The 24,294-nt window shown below is 59.6% G+C and carries 19 protein-coding genes and 1 riboswitch; of the genes, 10 read left to right on the plus strand and 9 right to left on the minus strand.

Annotated elements, in window-relative coordinates; translation table 11 throughout:
- Nucleotides 1–47: 47 nt before the first annotated feature.
- Nucleotides 48–569: an RNA polymerase sigma factor gene (locus ASD36_RS21405; protein WP_060506206.1), complete on the plus strand. Its 522-nt coding sequence runs from the start codon at nt 48–50 to the stop codon at nt 567–569.
- Nucleotides 569–2,680: a von Willebrand factor type A domain-containing protein gene (locus ASD36_RS21410; protein WP_060506207.1), complete on the plus strand. Its 2,112-nt coding sequence runs from the start codon at nt 569–571 to the stop codon at nt 2,678–2,680. Before ASD36_RS21405 ends, ASD36_RS21410 begins: the two co-directional genes overlap by 1 nt.
- Before the next feature lie 89 nt (nt 2,681–2,769).
- Here ASD36_RS21410 and ASD36_RS21415 read toward each other — a convergent pair whose 3' ends face one another.
- Nucleotides 2,770–3,117 carry a hypothetical protein gene (locus ASD36_RS21415; RefSeq protein WP_060506208.1) on the minus strand — a complete coding sequence of 116 codons (348 nt, stop codon included), beginning with the start codon at nt 3,115–3,117 and terminating at the stop codon, nt 2,770–2,772.
- 185 nt (nt 3,118–3,302) lie between these two features.
- Here ASD36_RS21415 and ASD36_RS21420 point away from each other — a divergent pair, with 185 nt between their 5' ends.
- On the plus strand, nt 3,303–4,322 hold the full coding sequence (locus ASD36_RS21420) for a hypothetical protein (protein ID WP_060506209.1): 1,020 nt from the start codon (nt 3,303–3,305) through the stop codon (nt 4,320–4,322).
- A 92-nt stretch (nt 4,323–4,414) separates the two neighbouring features.
- On the opposite strand, the gene bmt is transcribed toward ASD36_RS21420, so the two are convergent.
- Together bmt and ASD36_RS21430 are read right to left on the minus strand one after the other, a co-directional pair.
- Nucleotides 4,415–5,431, minus strand: coding sequence for a betaine--homocysteine S-methyltransferase (gene bmt / locus ASD36_RS21425; RefSeq protein ID WP_060506210.1), 1,017 nt, complete (start codon nt 5,429–5,431; stop codon nt 4,415–4,417).
- Nucleotides 5,432–5,512: 81 nt separating this feature from the next.
- The gene (locus ASD36_RS21430) at nt 5,513–6,916 is read right to left on the minus strand and encodes an O-antigen ligase (protein WP_156393899.1); all 1,404 of its coding nucleotides are present in this window, start codon (nt 6,914–6,916) and stop codon (nt 5,513–5,515) included.
- A gap of 265 nt (nt 6,917–7,181) precedes the next feature.
- Here ASD36_RS21430 and ASD36_RS21435 point away from each other — a divergent pair, with 265 nt between their 5' ends.
- Nucleotides 7,182–8,453 carry an acyltransferase gene (locus tag ASD36_RS21435; protein ID WP_060506212.1) on the plus strand — a complete coding sequence of 424 codons (1,272 nt, stop codon included), beginning with the start codon at nt 7,182–7,184 and terminating at the stop codon, nt 8,451–8,453.
- A 12-nt stretch (nt 8,454–8,465) separates the two neighbouring features.
- Here the strand turns inward: ASD36_RS21435 and ASD36_RS21440 are convergent, their stop codons facing one another.
- The 3 genes from ASD36_RS21440 to ASD36_RS21450 all read right to left on the minus strand — a co-directional run bounded on the left by ASD36_RS21440 (nt 8,466) and on the right by ASD36_RS21450 (nt 11,714).
- Nucleotides 8,466–9,509 carry a glycine betaine/L-proline ABC transporter ATP-binding protein gene (locus tag ASD36_RS21440; RefSeq protein ID WP_060506213.1) on the minus strand — a complete coding sequence of 348 codons (1,044 nt, stop codon included), beginning with the start codon at nt 9,507–9,509 and terminating at the stop codon, nt 8,466–8,468.
- Complete coding sequence (locus ASD36_RS21445) at nt 9,502–10,410, minus strand: proline/glycine betaine ABC transporter permease (protein ID WP_060506214.1); 909 nt, start codon at nt 10,408–10,410, stop codon at nt 9,502–9,504. The genes ASD36_RS21440 and ASD36_RS21445 overlap by 8 nt, the downstream gene beginning before the upstream one ends.
- A gap of 305 nt (nt 10,411–10,715) precedes the next feature.
- Nucleotides 10,716–11,714, minus strand: a complete 999-nt coding sequence (locus ASD36_RS21450) for an ABC transporter substrate-binding protein (protein ID WP_060506215.1) — start codon at nt 11,712–11,714, stop codon at nt 10,716–10,718.
- 107 nt (nt 11,715–11,821) lie between these two features.
- On the opposite strand from ASD36_RS21450, the gene ASD36_RS30760 reads away from it, so the two are divergent.
- Entirely contained in the window at nt 11,822–12,067 is a 246-nt protein-coding gene (locus ASD36_RS30760) for a hypothetical protein (protein WP_156393900.1), read from the plus strand.
- 418 nt (nt 12,068–12,485) lie between these two features.
- Here ASD36_RS30760 and ASD36_RS31050 read toward each other — a convergent pair whose 3' ends face one another.
- On the minus strand, nt 12,486–12,629 hold the full coding sequence (locus ASD36_RS31050; RefSeq protein ID WP_112834591.1) for a hypothetical protein: 144 nt from the start codon (nt 12,627–12,629) through the stop codon (nt 12,486–12,488).
- A gap of 246 nt (nt 12,630–12,875) precedes the next feature.
- Here ASD36_RS31050 and ASD36_RS21460 point away from each other — a divergent pair, with 246 nt between their 5' ends.
- Nucleotides 12,876–14,333 carry a cobyric acid synthase gene (locus ASD36_RS21460; protein WP_060506217.1) on the plus strand — a complete coding sequence of 486 codons (1,458 nt, stop codon included), beginning with the start codon at nt 12,876–12,878 and terminating at the stop codon, nt 14,331–14,333.
- 15 nt (nt 14,334–14,348) lie between these two features.
- On the opposite strand, the gene ASD36_RS21465 is transcribed toward ASD36_RS21460, so the two are convergent.
- Nucleotides 14,349–16,139, minus strand: coding sequence for a chloride channel protein (locus tag ASD36_RS21465; RefSeq protein ID WP_060506318.1), 1,791 nt, complete (start codon nt 16,137–16,139; stop codon nt 14,349–14,351).
- 143 nt (nt 16,140–16,282) lie between these two features.
- A riboswitch (cobalamin riboswitch) is annotated at nt 16,283–16,679 on the plus strand.
- Between the two features lie 174 nt (nt 16,680–16,853).
- On the opposite strand from ASD36_RS21465, the gene cobU reads away from it, so the two are divergent.
- From cobU to cobO, 4 genes are all read left to right on the plus strand, one after another.
- A complete protein-coding gene (gene cobU, locus ASD36_RS21470) occupies nt 16,854–17,378 on the plus strand; it encodes a bifunctional adenosylcobinamide kinase/adenosylcobinamide-phosphate guanylyltransferase (protein ID WP_060506218.1) in 525 nt (174 codons plus the stop codon).
- A 3-nt stretch (nt 17,379–17,381) separates the two neighbouring features.
- Nucleotides 17,382–18,446, plus strand: a complete 1,065-nt coding sequence (gene cobW / locus ASD36_RS21475; protein WP_060506219.1) for a cobalamin biosynthesis protein CobW — start codon at nt 17,382–17,384, stop codon at nt 18,444–18,446.
- Between the two features lie 193 nt (nt 18,447–18,639).
- Entirely contained in the window at nt 18,640–22,584 is a 3,945-nt protein-coding gene (gene cobN / locus ASD36_RS21480) for a cobaltochelatase subunit CobN (protein WP_060506220.1), read from the plus strand.
- Nucleotides 22,585–22,631: 47 nt separating this feature from the next.
- Nucleotides 22,632–23,276: a cob(I)yrinic acid a,c-diamide adenosyltransferase gene (gene cobO, locus ASD36_RS21485; protein ID WP_060506221.1), complete on the plus strand. Its 645-nt coding sequence runs from the start codon at nt 22,632–22,634 to the stop codon at nt 23,274–23,276.
- A gap of 21 nt (nt 23,277–23,297) precedes the next feature.
- Here the strand turns inward: cobO and ASD36_RS21490 are convergent, their stop codons facing one another.
- Nucleotides 23,298–24,083 carry a TSUP family transporter gene (locus ASD36_RS21490; RefSeq protein ID WP_060506222.1) on the minus strand — a complete coding sequence of 262 codons (786 nt, stop codon included), beginning with the start codon at nt 24,081–24,083 and terminating at the stop codon, nt 23,298–23,300.
- Nucleotides 24,084–24,294: the final 211 nt, after the last annotated feature.

Raw genomic sequence — 24,294 nt, forward strand, 5'->3', positions numbered from 1 at the left:
AGGACAGAACGTCTCAGTATCAGTTGCAACAAATCCGGGCGGGTGATTTGGACGAGGATCTTATCGAGCGGGCGCAGAAGGGCGATCGGAATGCCTTCGGCTTGCTGGTGGAACGGCACTATGATTTCGTCCATGCGGTTGCCTGGCGCTGGTCCGGCAATGTGGGCGATGCCGAGGATATTGCCCAGACGGTATGCCTGAAGCTGGCGCAGGCGATCCGGGCTTTTCGGGGAGCCAGCCGTTTCCGTACCTGGCTCTATACACTGACCTTGAATGCTGCACGCGACCATCAACGAAGCCAGTTACGCGAAAGGCGCAATGCCGCGAATTTCCTGGCAGACCCGACAAGTGCTGCGGCAAACGATAATCACGACCAGACCGAAGCACTCTGGGAAGCCGTGCGGCAGCTGCCGGATAAACAGGGTGATGCCGTTCTGCTCGTTTATGGCGAGGGCCTGTCCCACGCCGCCGCCGCTGACGTCATGGGCTGCTCGGAGGTAACGATATCGTGGCATGTGCATGAAGCCCGCAAACGGTTGAAAATCCTGCTCGGCAGGGAGACGATGTGATGAACGACGATCTGAAAAATCTCGGCCAGATGACCCCGCCATCGCCTTCACCGGCTGCGCGCGCCCGTGCACTGTCTCTGGCAATGCAGGCGTTCGACGAAAGCGAAAATAATTCGAAAGCCCCCCAAGGAACTACCGATGCCCGGCGTCAAAGCTCCATATTCAACAGGCTATGGAGCCCCATCATGAACAGGAAATTTCTCGCAGGTTCGGCGCTCGCCACGCTCCTGGTGGTGCCCGCTGCCGCTTTTCTCACGCTGGAATTGACGCGGGGCGGTTTGCCGGCAAGTCCGGATGGCCAACAGGTCGAGGTGGCGACTGGTGTCGCATCAAAGGATGCAGAAGCCAAAAAGGCGACGCCGTCAAAACCCAAGAACGATTCGGCTGCAGAGATGCCCGTGGATAGCCTGACGCAGCGGCCTGACGTTGTTACCGGCCAGGCCATTAACGGGGTGACCGCGGAACCGGCGGCACGCGCAACAGCTGATGACGAGGCGGCGGCCTATGCGACACCTCGGCCGGTGGATCAGAAATCGGTGAGTGCCGCCTCGAACCTTGAGCGGCGGACACAGTTTGCAGCCCCATCGCTGACGGTTGCCAACGAATCGATGGCTGCCGGCTCCATGGCGGAGATCATGCCATCCCCCATGACTGCGCCGACGGACACTCTTTCACAACCAGAAGAAAACCGCGACCGTTTCACCGCGGCTGACACCAATCCGGTCAAATCAACGGCCACGGACCCGGTCTCCACTTTCTCGGCGGATGTCGACACGGCGTCCTATTCCTTCGTGCGCAAGTCGCTGATGGCTGGACAGATGCCGGACCGAGACAGTGTGCGCGTCGAGGAGATGATCAATTATTTCCCCTATGACTGGCCAGGTCCGGATAGCAAGGACGCGCCGTTCAAGGCAACGGTCACCGTGCTGCCAACGCCGTGGAATGCCAATACGCGACTGATGCATGTGGGCATCAAGGGCTATGATATTGCGCCGGACGTTGCACCGCGCGCCAATCTGGTTTTCCTGATCGACGTCTCCGGTTCAATGGACGAGCCGGACAAGCTGCCGCTTTTAAAAACCGCATTCCGTCTTCTGGTCGAGAAATTGAAGCCCGACGATACCGTCTCGATCGTCACCTATGCCGGCAATGCCGGTACGGTGCTGGAGCCGACGGCCATCAAGGACAAGGCAAAAATCCTGTCGGCGATCGATACCTTGCAGCCGGGTGGCTCCACGGCGGGTGCGCAAGGGCTGGAGGCGGCTTATGACCTGGCGGAGCGGGCCTTCGTCAAAGGCGGCGTCAACCGGATCATGCTGGCGACGGATGGCGATTTCAATGTCGGGCCATCCAGTGACGAGGAGTTGAAAAAGACGATTGAAGCCAAGCGCAAGAGTGGGATCTTCTTGTCGGTGCTAGGATTTGGCCGCGGCAACTACAATGATGCGCTGATGCAGACACTGGCGCAGAATGGCAACGGCACGGCCGCCTATATCGATACGCTGGCCGAAGCACAGAAATCGCTGGTCGAGGAGGCCGGATCGTCGCTCTTCCCGATTGCCAAGGACGTGAAGTTTCAGGTGGAGTTCAATCCGCAGCAAATCGCCGAATACCGCCTGATCGGCTATGAGACCCGTGCGTTGAAGCGTGAGGATTTCAACAATGACAAGGTCGATGCCGGCGATATCGGTTCCGGCCACCGCGTCACGGCGATCTATGAGATCACTCCCAGGGGAAGCTCGGCAGTTCTCAACGATGACCTCCGCTATGGTTCAAGCCCCAAGGTAGAGGCTGCTGCCAAGCCGTCAGACGAGCTGGCCTTCCTGAAAATCCGCTACAAGCAGCCGGATAGCGACACGAGCAAGCTCATCACGACGCCGGTGACCGAGGGCAATGCGGTGGCGGCGCTCGATCAGGCGGGGCAGGACGTCCGCTTCTCCGTCGCGGTCGCGGCGTTTGGTCAGAAACTGCGGGGAACCGATGCCGTGTCCACCTACAAATACGGATCGATCCTCGACCTGGCATCGGCTGCCAAGGGTGAGGATGCCTACGGCTACCGGGCGGAGTTCCTCAATCTGGTCCGGCTCGCCAGAAGTCTTGGCGGAGAATAGCGCTCGCGAACACCGGAAAGAGCGCCTTCCAGCTAACCGGAGGGCGTTCGCCGGTGAGCCAAGTCGATACACGGCGTATCACTGCAAATTCAGGCTTTTGGATAAGCCTTTTCCAGCCCACCTGAACGGACAAGCCCGATGCGGAACGCCTGATAGGCGGCGTGCTGGCTGGATTTGGCCGCTTCCATCAGACGGATCTGTAGCCGGGCAGGGGCGCTTGAGCCCAGCCATTCGCCAAGCTTTTCGAGTTTGAGGGAATTCAACAGTTTTGCTGCGGACGCAAGGTCGAGCTGGCGGTACAGGCCTTCAATCAGATTTTCATCCTGCGTAGCATTTTCCATCAGCAGCAACAGATAGGCTTTCTCGCCTTCGCCGAGGGCCGCCAGCTTTTCGGCAACGGAATCACGGGCGGGAAACGGGGCGGGTGTACCGTTCATCTCTAGGCTTTCTTCAATTCACAACGGGTCAATCTGGAAAATGATTACCGGCCGAGGCTGGGGCAAAACTGGATTCAGCCGCAAGGTTGGCACAGTCTTGCTGATGCTAATGGAGAATATTCGAATGTGATGGCGGACTGATATTGCCGAATAGGCGTTCGAGTGTTTTTGGAGTGGAGATACCGATGGCCCAGCTTTCGATCTGCATGCCGAGCAACCGGCCGTGGGCAACCTCGCGCAGCGCGATCGAGAGTGCGCTCGCCTATGCTGAGAAAACCGGCGCGCTGCTGATTGTGTCCGACAATTCCCGAGACCCGGAAAAACGCGCGTTTCTTCAAAACCGTTCGCCCAATCTGCTTTACCATTATTCGTCAAGCGAGGATGCGTCAGGTAACGGTCTGGAAGCCCTGTCTTTGGCTGATACGCCGTTCGTGATGCCGATGGGCGACGATGATCACATCCAATTCAGCGCCGATGAAACACCGGTCGATCTTTCATTGCTGCCGGATGATGTTGTCGGCGTCCGGCCGCAAACGCAGATCTGGACGGCAGAGAACGGGGTTTGCCAGACGGAGTGCTATACGGTCGACGCCGCGTCACCAGCGGAACGGTTGCACGAATTCACCCGCAAGGTAATGGGCAATAACAGCATTTATTACAGCATATACCGGACCGGTGCTTTCGTGCCGTTGCTGCGGCTTTTCACGCAGGCACATCCAACCAATGGCGGCTATTGTGACTGGAGCCTGACGTTTGCATTGATCACTGCCGGCAGAGTGGTTCATGATCCATCTCTGATCTACCGGTACGACCTCGGCATATGGGCGACGGAGAACGGGATTGCTGAGGCCACCAGCAATCTTTACGTCAAGGCTGGGCTTCCGGCGGATAGTGAAAAATATGCCGCCCTTTTGCGATTTCTAGACGTGCATGTTTTCGCGATTCGTCCCTCGCTGCGGCTGGCTCCGGCGGAACGTGACGAGGTGCTCCTGATGAACGGCCGTCTTGCCTTGGCGGCATTTCTGCAGAGCGTCCGGACCAATGGCGCAGATTATGACGAGGTGGTGGTCTATCTCGCGGAGCTGATCGAACAGGAGCGGAACATCGAATCGATTTTCCATCTCGCGCTTTTGATGGCCGATTGTATCAAGCCCGGTTTGAAGGATGGCTACATCCGCTTCTTCAAGGCCGCGGCCGCGGCCTGAAAGGTACGCGCCTGAAAAAATCAGGTTGAAACACGAAGGGCCTGAAAATCAGCTGATTTTTCAGGCCCTTCGTGTTGATGACGATGTTCTTCTCAGCCGCGGCGGCGGCCGCGCTCGCGGGCGGGTGCGGATGGACCTTCATTGGCTGTTTTGTTGCGCATCGGGCCGATGCGCTCGACGATGGCTTCGACGGTCGGCCGATCCCCCGGTATATAGGTGTCAAGCGCGACGCGCATGGCTGCCAGATGTTCGCAGGACGTCCCACAGCAGCCGCCGATGATCTTGGCGCCGGCATCGCGGGCAAGGCGGGCATAATCGGCCATCAGCGGTGGTGTGCCGGAATAATAGATTTCCGAACCACGGAATTCCGGAATGCCGCAATTGCCCTTGATGATGATGCTTGCCTCTGGATTGGCGTCCGTCATGTCGAGCAGCGAGGAGAGGATGTCGGAAGCGCCGACGCCGCAATTGGCGCCGGTTGCGACCGGACCACCGCCGATATCCTGGGCAACGGCGAACATGTCCTTCGGGTGCAGACCCATCATCGTCTTGCCGGCCGTGTCGAACGATCCTGTGTAGACGTAGGGAAGCCCGACCTTGACGGCGGCTTCGGCTGCTGCCCTGATTTCATCAGGAGCCGACATTGTCTCGATCCAGGCAACTTCCGCACCACCAGCCTTCAAGCCTTCGATCTGTTCGACGAATGCCTCGACAGCATCTTCGTAGCTCATGGCGCCAAGCGGGATCAGCAGTTCGCCGGTCGGGCCGACGGAGCCGGCGGTGATCACCTTGCGCGGTGCCTTGTCGGCAACGGCACGGGCGATCTCGGCGGCGCGCTTGTTGAGATCGTGAACGCGATCCTGCGCCTGATGCAGTTTCAGGCGATGGCGCGTGCCGCCGAACGAATTGGTCAAAATGATATCGGCGCCGGCATCGACGAAATCCTGATGCAGCTTGGTAATGTTCTCGGGCTTGGATTCGTTCCAGAGTTCCGGTGCTTCGCCCGCTTCCAGTCCCATCGCAAACAACGAGGTGCCTGTCGCACCATCGGCGAGGAGCACGCCCTTTTCGGCGAGCAGGTCGGAAAGCGGATTGGCGTGCACGGTCATGGGGGATCCTGATCTCATCGGGTTTTGCAACCATATAAAGATATCCTTATATGATTGCAAGAGTGTCGCCGTACGATGATCTCAGTCGGCATTGTGCCGCAGGTTGCAGCGTGCTGCCATGTTCAGCCCGAAAACGGCGAGGGCAAGGAGCATCCACATAGGATCGGCGCGGTTGAGGATGAAGGATTCAAGCATGCCGTTGTAGGTCATGAAGATGACGACCATCACGCAGAATTCCGAGAAATTGCGGCTACCTCTGCGGCGGGCGGCGCGGAGGTAGTCGACGAGCGGTTTTACGAAGAGAAGCAGGATCATCACAGCGCCGCCCGGAATGCCGAACGTCAGCAACGCGTCGAGATAGGCGTTGTGGGCCGATACGATGCCACGCACGTCCCAGTCCGCTTCGAAATTGGCCTCCATGCCCCGAATGACCGGCGATTGCCAGAAGCTGGCATAGCCATGGCCAAACCAGGGATGTGCGGCGATGCTCTCGGATGCAAACTGCCAGATCGCATCGCGGCCCGTGAATGTCGGATCGTCCAGCACGGCTGCGGTCATCGCAAGAAAGCCGGGGGAGTAGATTGTCCCGACGGTTAGGCAGGTGACAAGCACTGCGAGACACAGGTGTGAGATGACGATTGCGGCTGGGCTGCGGATGGCGCTGCCGCACAGCACGATACCGATCGCCAATGGCAGGAAGCCGATCGTTGTCTTCGAGCCGGTATGAAGAACGAAGATGACGGCCAGCAGTGTGATGGCCCATCCGCGCAGGCGCGCGCCTGACCGGATGCAGTAGATACCGAACATTGCGAGCACCGAAAAAACCGGGGCCGATACGTTCTTGTGCGAGAGATGGCCGCGCCAGTAGCCGGCGTGCCATGACTCCAACGCGGACGCCTGATGGATCGCTCTTTCGGGCAAGAGCACGAGCGCTGCGTAGTTGATGATGAGCAGCAGCAGCACCGCATTCGCGCAAGCCTCGACAAAGTCTTTCTCGCTGCGCGGTAGGACCAGCACGCCGGCGACCATGAGCATGGCGACGAGGCTGAGGGTGACGCCGCGTGCCGAAGCATTCGGGTCGTAGGACTGCATGCACGAGAAATAGGCGATGGCAAAAACGATCAGCCAACTTGGTGAGATCAGTTGCAGCAGTGTTCGGGGGGGAACGGAGCCCAGCATGAAAAAGACGAACAGCCCGCCCAATCCGAGATAGCCGATCTGGTTGACGACATTGGCCGTGCCCCCACCATCGGCCTCGGAAACAACATCTCCCATGAAGGGATTAAGGGTCAAGATCATGATGAACAGGCCGAAACCCGCAAGAAAGGTCGTTACGACCCGCATTACCACGGCGGCCCCTTCGGGCACCTCTTGCGGTATGGCTATTCTGGCGTCTGCGTTGCGCAAGGCGTAGTGTCCGTGACGGTAAAGATTGCCGTGACCGTCGCCACCCGTCCATTCCCGGAGTGGCCAGCGTCCAGCCACATAACATCAGCCTGTAAACGGGTTTGGCGGCTTGACCGCACAGTGCATTCACATGGTTAAATCGGCGTAAAGATACTTTCGCCGGCAGGTTCATCCTGACGTTGGTGCAGGTATCGCCTGTCAAATTTATTTACCTATCTGGCGGATTTCTGGCGCCGCCGTAGTCCGGTTAACGCAAAATTTCGGGGCGTCGTAGGACGCTTTCTCCATCATTGATGCGCGTTGTGCGTGCATGTTGTACGTAGTGGGTGGAGCCAGCAGGGTCATGATCAGTATCAAAATCCGCAATGAACCTGCGTCCGCAGCAAGCGGCGGTGCAGGCCCGTCTAGAGTTCGGTTTGCTGTTCTTGATTCCTGGCGAGGTATCTGCGCGCTGCTGGTCGCGATGATGCATTTTCCTGCGTCCGGACCACTGTCGGAAAGCCTTATTGTTCGCAATGCCTATCTGTTTGTGGATTACTTTTTCGTGCTGTCCGGCTTCGTCATCGCGCACCGCTATCGTTCCAGTCTTTCCACCCGCGCCGCCTATCTCCGGTTTGCAATCGTGCGGTTTGGCCGCGTGTACCCGCTGCATCTGGCTGTGCTTGCGATTTTCGTCATATTCGAATTGCTGAGGCTGACGGTGCCGGCGTTGCGGGGAGACGGTGCGGCGCCTTTCTCCGACGGCAACAGTCTCAGCGAACTGATCAACAGCCTCCTGCTTCTCAACGGGATCGGAATGGACGTGCGCCTGACCTGGAATAGTCCCAGCTGGAGCATTTCGGCCGAGGTCTGGACCTATCTCCTGTTTGGTCTTGCTGTCCTGTCGTTCGGCCGCCGCCACTGGATTGTCTTCATTCCGGTGATCATCGCCGGGATGGCGGCCATCTATGCCTGGTCACCGAACCATATGGACACGACATGGCATCTCGGCTTTGTCCGCTGCCTCTACGGTTTTTCACTGGGCGCACTGCTCTATCATGTCTTCGGGCCGGTGCTGGTCGCCCGCCATCTGGGTGCGGCCACGCCGCACGTCACATCATTTATTGCAACATGCGTCGAACTTCTGGCGCTGGGCGCCATTCTCGGGTTTGTCGCTCTGGCCGGCAAGGGGCCGGTGAACATTCTGGCGCCCTGGGTATTCGCGCTTGCCATCTGCGTGTTCAGTTATGAGGGCGGTGCGCTCAGCCGCATTCTCAACCGGCCAGTTTTCCTGTGGCTGGGCACGTTTTCCTACGGGATCTACATGGTCCACATTTTCGTTCAGGCCCGCATGATTAATGCCGGCAGCGTCCTCGAGAAAATAACGGGACAGTCATTCGTCGGCGCATTTTCGATCGGGCGGGAAGAATTCTTCGGGTTCGGTATTCGGGGAGCCGCTTTCGGCACGGTCATGACGCTGGCGATGGTCATTCTCGTCGTCGTCACTGCGCTTGTCGCACATTTCGCCATCGAGAAGCCGGGTATTCGTCTGTCGAAAGCGCTGGCGGACAGGATGGGTGGAGCACCGCGCCAGAAAGGGACGGGACAGGCCGGATTGTCCGCCCTGTCCTCCTGATAAGAGTTTTCTTCAAGCTGCTTGCAGCTGATGGCCGATTGGCGTCACCATTGCGGAAATGATCGTGCCAAGATCCAGCGAGCCGACCGGCTTGCCATTGGTATCGACGACATGTGCAACATTCAGGTTGGCGAGGGTCATCATCCGCGCGGCACTTTCGAGCACGGTTCCGATCGCGATGGGCATCCCTTCGGCATTGCCCGAGAGCGGTTTCATGATCGTTTCGACATTGATGACGCGGCCTCGGTTCACTTCCTTGACGAAGGCGGTGATATATTCATCGGCCGGCTTCAGGACGATCTCCTGGCCGGTGCCTTGCTGGATCACCTTGCCGTCGCGCAGGATGGCGATCTTGTCACCCAGCCGAAGGGCTTCGTCGAGATCGTGGGTGATGAACACCACGGTCTTTTTCAGCTCCTTCTGGAGGTCGAGCAGAACAGTCTGCATGTCGACACGGATCAGCGGATCGAGCGCAGAATAGGCTTCGTCCATCAACAGGATGTCGGCGTCGTTCGTCAGCGCCCGGGCAAGACCGACACGCTGCTGCATGCCGCCCGAGAGTTGGTTGGGATAGTGGTTCTCGAAGCCCTTGAGGCCAACGCGCTCGATCCAGCCCTGCGCCCGCTTGCGGCTCTCCGCATCCGGAACTCCCTGGATTTCCAGGCCATAGATTGTGTTCTCGATGATCGTGCGATGCGGTAGCAGCGCGAATTTCTGAAACACCATCGCAGTCTTATGGCGGCGGAATTCGCGAAGGTCGTTTTCATTCATCTTGCAGACGTCGACGCCATCATAGAGCACTTCACCCGCCGTTGGATCGATCAGGCGATTGATGTGGCGGATAAGGGTCGATTTTCCTGAACCTGACAAGCCCATGACAACCATGATGCCGCCGGCGGGCATGGAGATGTTGATGTTCTGCAAGCCCAACACATGGCCATGTTTTTCATTCAGTTCGGTCTTGCCTAGTCCGGCCTTGACCTGGTCGATGAATTCGCGGCCGCGGGGTCCGAAGATCTTGTAGAGGTTCTTCACCTCGATCGCGTGACTAGCCATGGATGACCTCCGAGTGCTTTTGCAGCCGCTTGCCGTAGGCTTGGCTGGTACGATCAAAAATGATGGCGATCGCAACGAGGGCGAAGCCATTGAAGAAACCGACGGTGAAGAACTGGTTGTTGATCGCCTGCAGCACGTTGCGGCCAAGACCGCCGACGCCGACCATCGAGGCAACCACGACCATCGCGAGGGACATCATGATTGTCTGGTTGATACCAGCCATGATGGTTGGAAGCGCTAGCGGCATCTGCACGTTTTTCAGCCGTTGCCACGGCGAAGAACCAAATGCATCAGCTGCTTCCAGCACTTCCTTGTCGACCAGGCGGATGCCAAGGTTGGTGAGGCGGATCATCGGTGGCACGGCATAGATGACGACAGCGATCAACCCGGGAACCTTGCCGATACCGAAGATCATGACGACTGGGATCAGATAGACGAAGCTCGGCATCGTCTGCATGACGTCGAGGATCGGATTGATGATCGACTGGGCGCGCTCGGAGCGAGCCATCAGGATGCCGATCGGGATGCCGACGATGATGGCGATGAACGTACAGACCGTAACCATGGCCAGCGTCACCATCGTGTCGTTCCACAGACCGACAAGGCCGATCAGCAGCATGGAGACGATGGTGCCAATAGTGATCCTGATATCGCGGCTACCATAATAGACAATCGCGACCATGACGGCCAAAATAACGATCCAGGGTGAGCTGACGAACAATTTTTCGAGGTAGTTCAAAAACCATTGAAGCGGCTGGACGAGCGCATCGATGACATTGACATATTCGCGGACGAGGGCCTTGAAGCCGTCATCGACGCTTTTTCGAGCCATTCGGATTGTCGTATCATTGATCGCCGGAAATTTACAAAGCAGATCTGGCAAGTAACTGCATATTGCCATGTCGTTCCCCTTTTTGCCGGAAGTTTTATAGTGCCGGCTGCGTCGACGATGCCTGTTTGAGGCCGCGCGCAGACTTGGGTGGTTTCTTTCCGAACCCCGGCATATCGAGAATGTGACAGCTTTTCGCCCCTGGCGACTATACCGTTTGCGACGATTTTCGTTTTCACATCCGTATCTGATGGAAATACCGGCGGCATTTCATGTCGCCGGTATCGGGATTTGCTGTTTGCCGCGGCGATTTGGCGTGCCGGGTTGGTAGCCGAAAGCCGACAGCGAAATCTGCTCCGCTGCCGCAGGGCAAGCCGTTAGAGGGCTGCCTTAACCTTTTCGGCGACGTCCGGAGCGACCCACTTGGTCCACATGTCCGGATAGGTTTCCAGGAAGTGCTTGGCAGCATCTTCGTTGGTACCCTGGTTATCGGTCATCCAGGCGAGAACCTGGTTGACAGTGCCGTTATCCCATTTGCGGGTCTTGACGTAGTCCATGGCGACGCCAGCCTTTTCGGAAAACGCCTTGGTGACGACGGTGTAGACGTCTGAGGTCGGATAGGAGTTGACCTTCGGATCCGGGCAATCCGGAACCGCTGTGCAGGCGTCCCAGTCAGCCTTGTTGTGCTCGACGCCGAAGCTCAGCCGCGTCATTTGATACTTGCCGAGAATGGCTGTCGGAGCCCAATAATAGCCGAGCCAGCCCGACTTCTTTTCAAAGGCGTTGGAGATCGACCCATCGAGACCCGCTGCCGACCCGGTATCAACCAACTCGAAACCCAGCTTCTCGGCGCCCAGTGCCTTGTAGAGATTGGCCGTCGAAACCTGGCAATTCCAGCCTGACGGGCAGTTGATGACGGCAGCCTTTGAGGGGTCTTCCGGTGCAGGGAAGAGTTCCGGATGCTTCAGCGCGTCCTGAACTGTCTTGATATCCGGGTGCGCGTCAGCGAGGAATTTCGGAATCCACCAGCCTTCGACGCCGCCTTCGCTCAAGAGCGGCGCTGCCTCGATCAAGCGGCCTTCCTTGATGGCGGCATCCAGCGGCGTGCGCACGGCATTGACCCACAATTCCGGCGCCATGTCCGGCTGCGCCTTCTCATTCATGGAGGTGAAGGTCGGCATGGTGTCACCGGTAACGAGCGTTACCGTGCAGCCATAGCCGTTTTCGAGAATGTATTTGTCGACCCAAGCAGCGACACCGGCCGACGCCCAGTTCATTTCGGCAATGCTGACTTCGCCGCATTCTGCGGCTTGAGCGGAACCGGCCAGTGCATAAATGCCGGTAGCGATGATGGTGGAAGCGAGCAGCTTCTTCATGTTTAAGACCTCCCAGTCTTATATGCAGCCAAAATCTTGGGGCCCATCGGGATACTGCATCTCCCGGAAACCCGATCGTTCAGGTTGAAGCAGTCCGGGGGGCTCTTGTGGCAAGGCCGATCTTTCATCCCCGCTGCGACGGTGCTGGAGTTTTTTTGTCTGGCCGCGGAACTCTGTCGCCAGCCATCTCTCTTTTTACCGTTAAGGGCAGCGTAAGTATTCCACAGGAGAAATCAACCTCCGGAATCGTTTTAGGCCATGCGGACGGCATTTGCGGGGTGCCGGAAGGCGCGCGCAAGCTGTTGAATTTTAATGAGCCGGGCAAGATTTTTGTGCAAATGCGCCGCTCTTGAGCGCAAAATTAGCACCGCTTCACACAAGAGTTGCGGAGCGTGTTTTATCCCAGACAAATTGTGTCCCGTATGCGCCTTCACATCGATTTTCATGTGTCGTGAAAAAAAGTGAAAAAAAAGACGGAATTCACCTTTGATTAAGCTCCTGCTAACCATCCGGTAACACTGTCAGGCTAATTGTTTTCCTGCGGCAGGGATACTTGGCCGCCCGGCTGGATTAGGTTTTGCGTCCCGGCCGGAGCGATCTCCGGGTGTATGCCGGAGTGGCCATGTGTAGCTTTGGCAGACCGCACGGTTCCGGAAGGAGCGGGTGCGGTTTTCGCATTTCCGGCGCCTTTCTCGATTGGTTGGCATAAAAAAACCGCGCCGTCCGAAGACAGGCGCGGTTCGAATTGTCAGTCTGGGAGGAGAGTGTGTGTCAGCCGACGCTGCGGGTCCGGATGAAACCGAGCGGGCCGAAGGGGGCGGACATGACCGTGTTGCGGACGCGCGACTGGCTGTCGGGTACCTTCGAATTCCAGGCGATCTGAACGAAATTGGGCTTGCTGAAGATGAACAACATCGGGGTGTGACCTTGGGTGTGGAGCGCCTTTCGCTCCGTGCTTTGATAGTGCTGATATAGTCCTGTTGGGGCGGAATACAACGAGTATTTTCGCCACGATATGTCGCTTTTTGGATGGTTTGCCATGCGTGTCATACAAGCCTTGCGGCAGCCTGAAATATCGCGTGAAAAACGGGTGCGAAAGACGGCAAAAATGCGGCGGAATATGGCTTTTATTGCGGTTGGGGCAATGCTAGAGGATGGGCCATGACAAAGACGATCATGCTCCAGGGAACCGGCTCCGATGTCGGAAAAACGGTACTCGTGGCGGGGCTCTGCCGCATCGCAGCCAATCGCGGCCTGAAAGTCGCTCCGTTCAAGCCGCAGAACATGTCGAACAATGCAGCTGTATCCGACGATGGTGGTGAGATCGGCCGCGCACAATGGCTGCAATCGATGGCGGCGCGCATCCCGTCGTCGGTGCATATGAACCCGGTTCTGCTCAAACCTCAGTCGGAGACCGGTAGCCAGATCATCGTTCAGGGCAGGGTGGCCGGGCAGGCGAGAGGACGCGATTACCAAGCCTTGAAGCCGAAGCTGATGGGCGCCGTCATGGAAAGCTTCGAGGCGGTGCGGTCAGGCACCGATCTGGTGGTGGTCGAAGGGGCGGGATCGCCGGCCGAAATCAACCTGCGTTCCGGCGATATCGCTAATATGGGATTTGCCACCCGCGCCAATGTGCCGGTCGTGCTGGTTGGCGATATTGATCGCGGCGGCGTCATTGCTTCGCTGGTCGGCACGCACACTATTCTGTCTGGCGAAGACCGTGCCATGATCTGCGGCTATATTATCAACAAGTTCCGGGGTGACGTGTCGCTGTTTGACGATGGCATTGCGGCGGTCAACGGTTTTACCGGCTGGCCGTGCTTCGGCGTCGTGCCGTGGCTGAAGAGTGCCGCCCGCCTGCCGGCGGAAGATTCCGTCGTTCTCGAAAAGCTGGCACGTGGAACGGGCAGGGCGTTGAAGGTTGCCGTGCCGGTTCTGTCACGCATCGCCAATTTCGACGATCTCGATCCTCTGGCTGCCGAACCAGAGGTCGATCTGGTCTTTGTGCGGCCCGGTGAGCGCATTCCTGCCGATGCCGGTCTTGTCGTCATACCCGGATCGAAGGCAACAATTGCCGATCTTGCGGATTTTCGGGCTCAAGGCTGGGACCGCGATTTGCAGGCGCATGTGCGGCGTAGTGGCCGTGTCATCGGCATTTGCGGTGGATACCAGATGCTGGGAGACCGGGTCACCGATCCGCATGGTATCGAAGGCAATGTCGGCGAAATCCCAGGGCTTGGCCTTCTGGCAGTCGAAACGGAGATGGCGCCGGAAAAGACGGTGCGCAACAGCAGGGCCCGCTCGGCGATCTACGATGTTGCGCTGGAAGGTTATGAAATCCACCTCGGTCGCACCACCGGCTCCGATTGTAACCGCCCGGCCGTGATTATCGATGGCCGCCCGGATGGCGCGGTCTCGGCAGATGGCATGGTCAGCGGAACTTATCTGCATGGGCTGTTTGCCAGCGACGCTTATCGCGCGGCGCTGCTTAAAAGCTTCGGTATCGAGGGGGGCGGCGAAAACTATCGGCTTTCAGTTGACCGTGCGCTCGACGACGTCGCGGCCGAACTGGAGGCGGTGCTGGATCCGCGCTGGCTGGATGGATTGATGCCGTCCTGACAGGCACGCCTTGCCTCAAATCTCTCCCGATGCCTCGCGCCGCCTGCGGTCCAGCTCTTCGCTGTAGCGGCGCAACGTATGGCTTTCCGTCAAAAGGCCGACGACGCGCCGTTCGATGAGGTTGTTGACCACGGCCAGCGCATCGCTCTCCGTGGTGTCGAACAGGGAGGCCGCCTGCTTGGCATTCATGTTCGGCTGCAGGAAATCGTTGGGAAGTCGGACAAAGCCCGAAAGCCCCTGCTTTTCCTCGCTGGCCTCGATGGGGCTGGCATAGACTTCGGGAACCTGGATGATGCCGGCATATTTCGCGCCATCGACGACGACGACGCGTTGTGTTGATCCGAGCGGAAAATCGCGGCGAAAATCCTCCAGCGTTGCGTGGGCGTCGATGGTGCGGACATCGGTACGCATCAGGCGGCCGACCGTCAGGTTACGGATCCAGCCGACATCATGGGCGCTCCGGATGCTTTCGCCGCGCAGATGAAAACGCCAAGTGGCGAACGAGTAGCCGAAGGTGGTTCTGACCACGAGCGATGAGGTGATCACGGCTGCGAGGACCAGAACGGTGATCGGAAAATCACCGGTGATTTCCAGCGCCAGGAAGGTCATGGTCAATGGCCCGCCGATGACGGCGACCGCCAGCGCGCTCATGCCGACAACGGCATAGATGACCGGTGTCAACGTTGCATGGGCAAAGATGTAGGGCGCAGAAAAGGCAAACAGCTTGCCGAGCAGCGCACCCATAAACAGCGAGGCAAAGAACAGGCCGCCACGAAATCCTGAACCGATCGAGACGGCCGAGGCGAGCGATTTCAGGAGGAACAGACCGATCAACATCGGGATCGCCGGCGAACTGGCGAGATTGAGGTGCAAGGCGCCGTGACCGGCCGAAAGAACCTGCGGTGAGACCAGCGCCAGAAGGCCAACGACGACACCACCAAGCGCAGGCCGCATCGGCGCAGGGATCGAACTGCGGCGGGCAAGACCCTCGACCAGCGAGACACCCTTCATCAACAGGATGCCCATGCCGGCACAGAAGCAGCCGAGCAGCAATGCTGGCAGATAGTCGGCCGGAACGACCGCGCCGAACTGCCCGACATCGATGGTGAAATCACCGGCATAGAGCCATCGGGCGACGAGATTGGCGATCAATGCGGATACGACGACCGGCGTCAGCGACACGATCGTATAGGTGCCGATGATCAGCTCGAACGCATAGAAGGCGCCAGTCAAGGGTGCGTTGAACGCGGCGGCGATGGCTCCGGCGGCGCCACAGCCGACCAGCGTGCGCAGATCCGAGCGGCGAAGCTGCAGCGAAACGCCGAGCTTGGAGGCGATGCCGGACGCAAGCTGGGTGTACCCGGCCTCAAGCCCGACAGAGGCGCCAAAGCCGTTGGAGATCAGGTTCTGGACCGCGACGATGATGCTGTCGGTCAAGGACAGCCGGCCGCCATGCAGGGCGTTGGCCTCGATCGGGTCGACCATTGGCTTTTTACGCCACGACGCCAGAAGAAGCATCACAAGGCCAAGAATGATCCCGCCGACGACCGGCGCGATCAACACCGAGATTTCGCCCCGCAGATCGCTCGCGCTCAACCTTTGTTCGTCGGCAATCCCGAAAATCAGGCTGTGCAGGCGGCTGGATATGATGCTCATCGCGGTCACGGCGAGACCTGACGTGATGCCGACGATCATGCCCGCAACGACCAGGCCGAGTTCACTGCGCCGCGCAAAGGCCCGCATGCGTCCACGGTCAAACAGCAGCGAGAGATAGCCGAGGCGGCGCAGGTCGAATTTGGGTATCATCTTCAGCTTCATTGCCAGGCCATCCAGTCTCCGCGCCGTCCTAGAAGGCATGGCATTGGAGATCAAGTGAAGTCTTGATCACATCACGCTAAACCGAGGTGGCGGAGATAGTGTCGCAATTGACTTGATCCAGGTGAGCGCCTAATCATCAGTCATTGGATGGTTCCCGATATGCTTGTGCATGCCGGGAGTAAATGGGAATGCGACGGGCCGGACCCAAGCCGGGCGTCCTTATCGCAGCCGACCCCGCGACTGTAGAACGGTCAGGGTTCACCATTCGGGAAAGCCGGTGCTTCCGGACTGTCCGCACTCGCGGCAGCGGCGCGCATTGGCCCAACCGGAAAAGCCACTGGAGTGGCATTACGATCAGCCGGGGCCGGACGCCTCTATTGTCTACGAATCGTCCACCTCTTCGTAATGCCCGTCGATTGCGGTCACGCAATCTGGCGCAAACCTCCGGGAAGGCGAGGTGGACCCGTTCGTCCCTTTGGGGACGTGGCGCCGTGAGCCAGGAGACCTGCCATCCTCAAGAGCCCCATCTTAGCGAGGGGCTCGCCCGATCCAGGGAGAGATACTCCCGATGCCAGCACGGAGGTTGTCATGGCTTTATCATCCCGTTCCCCGAACGGCCCGTTTTGCATTGCCGCGCTTTTTCGCTCGCGTGGTCCATTGGTCTGCGTACTTCCCGGCGCGCGCTGAGGCCAGGACCATTCCATGACATCGATACAGTCAGGTAGCGCGCTGATTCTCGGCGGCGCCCGGTCCGGTAAATCCACTTTCGCTGAAAAACTCGTCACGGCGTCGGGTCTGCGCCTGCATTACGTCGCGACAGGAAGAGCCTGGGACGGCGAGATGCAGACAAGGATTGACGAGCATCGCGATCGCCGCGGGCCGGAGTGGCAGACCCATGAAGAGCCGCTTGAGCTTGCCGCCTGTCTGAAGGCGATCGATGCGCCGGATCGCATCATTCTGATTGATTGCCTGACGCTCTGGGTCACCAATCTGATGATGGAGCACCGGGATATCGCGGCGGAATTTGAACGGCTTGCGGCTTATGTGCCGCAGGCCAAGGCCCGGCTGGTTTTCGTGTCCAACGAGGTCGGGCTTGGCATCGTGCCGGAGAACCGCATGGCGCGCGACTTTCGCGACCATGCCGGCCGGCTGCACCAGATCATTGCGGAGATATCCGCTGACGTCTATTTTATCGCGGCTGGATTGCCGCTGAAAATGAAGGGTTGATCCATGACCACTGCTAAAGCCGTCCACGGCAAGATTCCCGCAACCGTCATCACCGGCTTCCTCGGCGCCGGCAAGACAACGATGATCCGTAACATCCTGCAGAATGCGGAAGGACGCCGCATCGCGCTGATCATCAACGAGTTCGGCGATCTCGGCGTCGATGGCGACGTGCTGAAGGGCTGCGGCGCCGAAGCCTGCAGCGAGGACGATATCATCGAGCTGACCAACGGCTGCATCTGCTGCACCGTTGCCGACGATTTCATCCCGACGATGACCAAGCTGCTTGAGCGCGAAAATCGCCCGGACCATATCGTCATCGAGACGTCCGGCCTGGCGCTTCCGCAGCCGCTGATCGCCGCTTTCAACTGGCCGGATATCCGCAGCGAAGTCACGGTCGACGGTGTCGTTACCGTGGTGGACAGCGCTGCCGTTGCCGCCGGGCGTTTTGCCGACGATCACGACAAGGTGGATGCGCTGCGCGTCAACGACGACAACCTCGATCATGAAAGCCCGATCGAGGAACTGTTCGAAGACCAGTTGACTGCGGCCGACCTGATCATTCTCAACAAGACCGACCTGCTCGACTCGACCGGTCTTGCCTTCGTCCGCAATGAAGTCTCGTCGCGCACCAGCCGCAAACCGGCGATGATTGAGGCAAAGAACGGCGAGGTGTCCGCCGCCGTCCTGCTCGGCCTCGGTGTTGGCACGGAAAGCGATATCGCCAACCGCAAATCGCATCACGAGATGGAACACGAGGCCGGCGAAGAGCATGATCACGACGAATTCGACAGCTTTGTCGTCGAACTTGGTGCCGTTGCCGATCCGGCCGGGTTCATCGAAAAGCTGAAGCCGATCATTGCGGAACATGACGTGCTGCGTCTCAAGGGTTTCGCCGATATCCCCGGCAAGCCGATGCGCCTGCTGATCCAGGGCGTCGGTGCCCGCATCGACCAGTATTTCGACCGCCCGTGGGCAGCCGGCGAAGTGCGCCGCACCCGCCTGGTCGTCATCGGTCTGCATGATATGGATGAAGCGGCCGTGCGCGCTGCGATCACAGCGGCGGTTTGATAATGGTGAGCGCGGAGTCGCCCCCTCTGTCCTGTCGGACATCTCCCCCACAAGGGGGGAGATCAGCTGTGGCTGCCTCGCGCTCAAAGCTTTTGGTGCACGCGTCCCGGGGCCGCTCGGTCCCGATCTCCCCCCTTGTGGGGGAGATGTCACGCAGTGACAGAGGGGGGTACGACTGCCCTCGGGGAATGCCATGCATCTCCTTCTAGCCCAAAAGGGCACGATCACCGACGGCGAGGAAGCGATCGATCTCGGCCAGTCACCCGCCGATATCCTTTTTCTGTCGGCCGCCGATACCGAGCTTTCCTCGATTGCCGGGGCACATCGCACACGTGGGGCAAAGTCGAGCCTGCGGGTCGCCAGCCTCCTGACGCTCAAGCACCCGATGTCGGTTGATACCTATGTCGAGCGCACGGCGCGCCATGCCAGGCTGATCATCGTGCGCCCGCTCGGCGGTGCCAGCTATTTTCACTATGTGCTGGAGGCGCTGCATGCGGCTGCCGTCACGCATAAATTCCAGATTGCCGTGTTGCCTGGCGATGACAAGCCCGATCCAGGGCTGGAGCCTTTTTCGACCATTTCCGCCGAAGACCGCAATCGGATGTGGGCCTATTTCACCGAGGGTGGTGCCGGCAACATGGCACGGCTGCTCGGTTATGCGGAGGCGTTGATCGGCGGCTTGGAAAAGCCGGAATCCGCCGCTCCACTGATGAAGGCGGGGATCTGGTGGCCGGGGCAGGGTGTGATCGGGGTTGAGGCTTGGAAAGCGGTGGCCGGGTTTGTCCCGGATATCGCTTCTCAATCGCCAGCCGGCTCCACCGTCGCCATCTGCTTTTACCGCGCACTGGTTCAAAGCGGCGAGACCAAACCCGTCGAAGCCCTGATCGCGGCGCTTTGCGCCGAAGGCATGACCGTTTTGCCGGTGTTCGTGTCCAGCCTCAAGGATGCGGTGTCGATCGGCACGTTGCAGGCGATCTTTGGTGAGGTGCCGCCGGCGGTGGTGATGAATGCCACTGGTTTTGCTGTTTCCGCGCCCGGGGCCGACCGCAAGCCGACCGTGCTGGAGTTTTCCGATGCACCGGTTCTCCAGGTGATCTTTTCCGGCTCCTCGCGTGCTGCCTGGGAGAACTCGCCACAAGGTTTGATGGCACGGGATTTGGCGATGAACGTGGCGTTGCCCGAAGTGGACGGCCGCATCCTGTCCCGGGCCGTCTCCTTCAAGGCTGCGGCCGTCTATGATACCGATGTCGAAGCCAATATCGTCGGCCACGAGCCGCTGGGCGACCGCGTCGCCTTTGCTGCCAAGCTGGCGGCGAACTGGGCGAGATTGCGCCGCGCTGCGCCGTCTGAGCGCCGCGTGGCGATCATCATGGCGAACTATCCCAACAGGGATGGGCGGCTTGGCAACGGCGTTGGTCTCGATACGCCGGCTGGCACGATCGAAGTCATGAAGGCGATGGCTGCTGCCGGTTACGCCATCGATTCGGTTCCCGCCGATGGCGACGCCTTGATCCGGTATCTGATGGACGGGCCAACCAATTCGGCGCGGGTCGATTGCGAAATCCGCGAAACGCTTTCCTTGAATCAATACAACGCCTTCTTCGCGTCTCTTCCCGTCCAGATTCAAGGCGGGGTTGCTGAGCGATGGGGAAGTCCGCAGGATGATCCTTTCTTTCGGGATGGCCAGTTTGCGTTGCCGCTGACGCGTTTTGGACAAACGCTGGTCGGTATCCAGCCGGCCCGCGGCTACAATATCGATCCGAAGGAAACCTATCATTCGCCGGACCTCGTGCCGCCGCATGGCTATCTGGCTTTCTACGCGTATCTCCGCCGCGAATACGGCGCTCATGCCATCGTCCATATGGGTAAACATGGCAATCTTGAATGGCTGCCGGGCAAATCGCTGGCGCTGTCGGAAAGCTGTTATCCGGAAGCGGTGTTCGGCCCTATGCCGCATCTCTATCCCTTCATCGTCAACGATCCCGGCGAGGGTACGCAGGCCAAGCGGCGCACCAGCGCCGTCATCATCGATCACCTGACGCCACCGCTGACGCGGGCCGAATCCTATGGCCCGCTGAAAGATCTCGAAGCGTTGGTCGACGAATATTACGACGCGGCTGGCGGAGACCCGCGGCGTCTGCGGTTGCTCAGCAAGCAAATCCTTGAGCTTGTCCGCGATATCGGCCTCGACCAGGATGCCGGCATTGCTCGTACAGACGCTGAGGACAAGGCGCTGGAAAAGCTCGACGCCTATCTCTGCGACCTCAAGGAGCTGCAGATCCGCGACGGCCTGCATGTTTTTGGCGTGGCGCCGGAAGGGCGGCTGCTGACGGATCTGACGGTTGCTTTGGCGCGTGTTCCGCGCGGGTTGGGCGAGGGCGGTGACCAGAGTCTGCAGCGGGCGATCGCGGCGGATGCTTTTGGAAGAACCCCCTCCCCAACCCCTCCCCACAAGGGGGAGGGACTTAACCCGGCGCTCGGTTTCGGATCCCATAGACCCAGTGTTCTGGGCACCGCTGCTGCTCCGTCCACCAAGGTTGGAGATGGGCAGGCGGACGTGCCGCAGATCAGTCCCTCCCCCCAGTGGGGAGGGGGTGGGGAGGGGATCTTTTCTTTCGACCCGCTCGATTGCGTCCTATCCGATGCGTGGGGAGGCCCGAAACCGGCGATCCTCGCTGAAGTATCCGATGCCCCGTGGCGCACCGCTGGCGACACCGTCGAGCGTGTCGAGTTGCTGGCCGCCAAATTCGTCTCCGGCGAATTGGTTTGCCCTGACGACTGGAGCGCCACCCGTGCTGTCCTGGAGGAAATCGAAACTCGCCTCAAACCTTCGATCACCCAATCCGGCGCCGCCGAAATCGCCGCTCTGATGACCGGCCTGGATGGCCGTTTCGTCGCGCCTGGCCCCTCCGGCGCGCCGACGCGCGGCCGACCCGATGTCTTGCCGACGGGGCGCAATTTCTATTCGGTAGACAGCCGTGCCGTGCCGACGCCGGCCGCGTTCGAACTTGGCAAGAAATCGGCGGAACTGTTGATCCGCCGTTACCTGCAGGATCATGGCGACTGGCCGACATCGTTCGGGCTGACAGCCTGGGGCACATCGAACATGCGCACCGGCGGCGACGATATTGCCCAGGCGATGGCGCTGATCGGCACGAAGCCGGTCTGGGACATGGCGTCGCGCCGTGTCACCGGCTACGAGATCGTGCCGCTGGCGATGCTCCGCCGTCCGCGTGTCGATGTCACCTTGCGGATTTCCGGCTTTTTCCGTGATGCCTTTCCCGAGCAGATCGCGCTGTTCGATACGGCGATCCGCGCCGTCGGTGCGCTCGAGGAGGACGATGCCGACAACATGATTGCCGCGCGCATGCGGGCGGAAACCAAACGGCTGGAAGCTGCCGGTGTCTCCACGAAGGATGCGTCACGGCGTGCCTCTTACCGCGTTTTCGGCGCGAAGCCTGGCGCTTATGGTGCCGGATTGCAGGCGCTGATGGACGAGGGCGGCTGGAATAACCGCGCCGATCTCGCCGACGCCTATCTCACCTGGGGAAGCTATGCCTATGGCGCCGGGGAAGACGGCAAGGCCGAGCGCGGGCTCTTGGAAGCGCGGCTGAAGACCGTCGAGGCCGTCGTCCAGAACCAGGACAACCGCGAGCATGATCTGCTCGACAGCGACGATTATTACCAGTTCGAAGGCGGTATGAGCCTGGCCGTCGAGCAGATGGCCGGCACGCGCCCGACGATCTATCACAACGACCATTCCCGCCCGGAAAAGCCGGTGATCCGCTCGCTGGAAGAAGAGATCGGCCGGGTGGTGCGCGGCCGCGTCGTCAATCCGAAATGGATCGATGGCGTCATGCGCCACGGCTACAAGGGCGCCTTCGAAATCGCCGCGACGGTCGATTACATGTTTGCCTTTGCCGCAACGACAGGCGCTGTCCGCAGCCATCATTTCGAGGCCGTCTACCAGGCCTATGTGATGGACGAGCGCGTCCGCCAGTTCATGGAGGACAAGAACCCGGATGCGTTGCGCGAAATGACCGACAAGCTGATGGAGGCGATCGATCGCGGCCTCTGGTCGCCCCGTTCGAACTCCGCCCGGTTCGAACTGCAAGGCCTTTCGGCGGCGGCGGAATAACGGCGTTTCACCAATGAAAGAACGAATGAATTCGGAGAGGACAGACCATGAGTGAAGACGACGTACAGACAACGGATACAGGCCCCGTCCAAGACGAGGCACGCCATGCGATCAAGATGGCGAAAAAGAAGACGGCGCGCGAAAAGATAATGGCGACGAAGACGGACCAGAAGGGCCTGATCATCGTCAATACCGGCAAGGGCAAGGGCAAGTCGACGGCCGGTTTCGGGATGATCTTCCGCCACATCGCCCATGGCATGCCATCGGCCGTTGTCCAATTCATCAAGGGTGCCTGGGAAACCGGTGAGCGCGACCTGATCGAAAAGCATTTTGGCGATGTCTGCCAGTTCTATACGCTGGGCGAAGGTTTTACCTGGGAAACGCAGGACCGTTCGCGCGATATCGCCATGGCCGAAAAGGCGTGGGAAAAGGCCAAGGAGCTGATCCGCGACGAGCGCAATTCCATGGTTCTGCTCGACGAGATCAACATCGCTTTGCGCTATGATTATATCGATGTCGCCGAAGTCGTACGGTTCCTGAAGGAAGAAAAGCCGCACATGACCCACGTCGTCTTGACCGGCCGCAATGCCAAGGAAGAGCTGATCGAGGCTGCGGATCTCGTCACCGAAATGGAACTGATCAAGCATCCGTTCCGTTCCGGCATCAAGGCGCAGGTCGGCGTCGAGTTCTAGGCGGCTCTACTCATGAGCTGCTTACCAGCCAAGCCAGATCCGGACCGGATGGCCCGGATCGGCCAGAAGCTTGATCGCCAGCGCGATGCAAGTGATGACGAGAAGTGGCTTGATGATTCTGGCGCCGTTCTTCATGGCGAAGCGCGACCCGACCTGAGCGCCGGCAAACTGGCCGACGCCCATCAAAAGGCCGACCTTCCAGAGGATCACCCCGTATAGCCAGAAGACGATGAAAGCGCCGATGTTGGAGCCGAAGTTGAGGAACTTCGTATGGGCGGTCGCCTTCAAGACGCCGAATCCTGCAAGGGCAATGAAGGCGAGCATGAAAAAAGAACCCGTGCCCGGCCCGAAGACGCCGTCGTAAAAGCCGATTGCTGGAACCAGCGTCATCGAAAACAGGAAGGGTGTCATCCTCTGCGCCTTGTCGGCGTCGCCAAGGCTTGGCTTGACGGCGAAGTAAAGGGCGATTGCAACGAGCAGGAACGGCAGGACGGCCTTCAATACGTCGCCCGGCACCACGGTTGCAAGGATCGCTCCCACCGCTGCTCCGAGCGCAGACATCGCTGCCATCGGCATTTGTTCACGCAGATTGACATGGCCATGCCGGGCATAGGCGATGCTTGCCGAGCCGGAACCGAACAGCGACTGCAGTTTATTGGTCCCCAATGTTTCGAGCGGCGGAATGCCGGCAATCAGCATGGCGGGGATGGTGATCATGCCGCCGCCGCCGGCGATCGAATCGATAAACCCGGCGAGAAAGGCAGCGGCGAACAAAAAGACGAGGAGCTGGGGAACAAGATCGTGCACGGGAGACTCGTGAGAGATGGGCAATTCAGCCTTGTTTGTCAGAGGTTGCCCGGAAAAGCAAAGAATGCCTGACAGTTGCCTCCAACAAGCCGGAGCATTTCGAATCGTGACGCTCCCGGCTCTTCGAATGACGCAATCCGGTTTGACCGGGCAGGTGGGCTCCGGTAAACAGGAGGCACGTGCGACGGTGCCCATCACGGTGGGCTGAAAA

Source organism: Rhizobium sp. Root1334 (assembly GCF_001426665.1).
Classification (GTDB): Bacteria; Pseudomonadota; Alphaproteobacteria; order Rhizobiales; family Rhizobiaceae; genus Pararhizobium.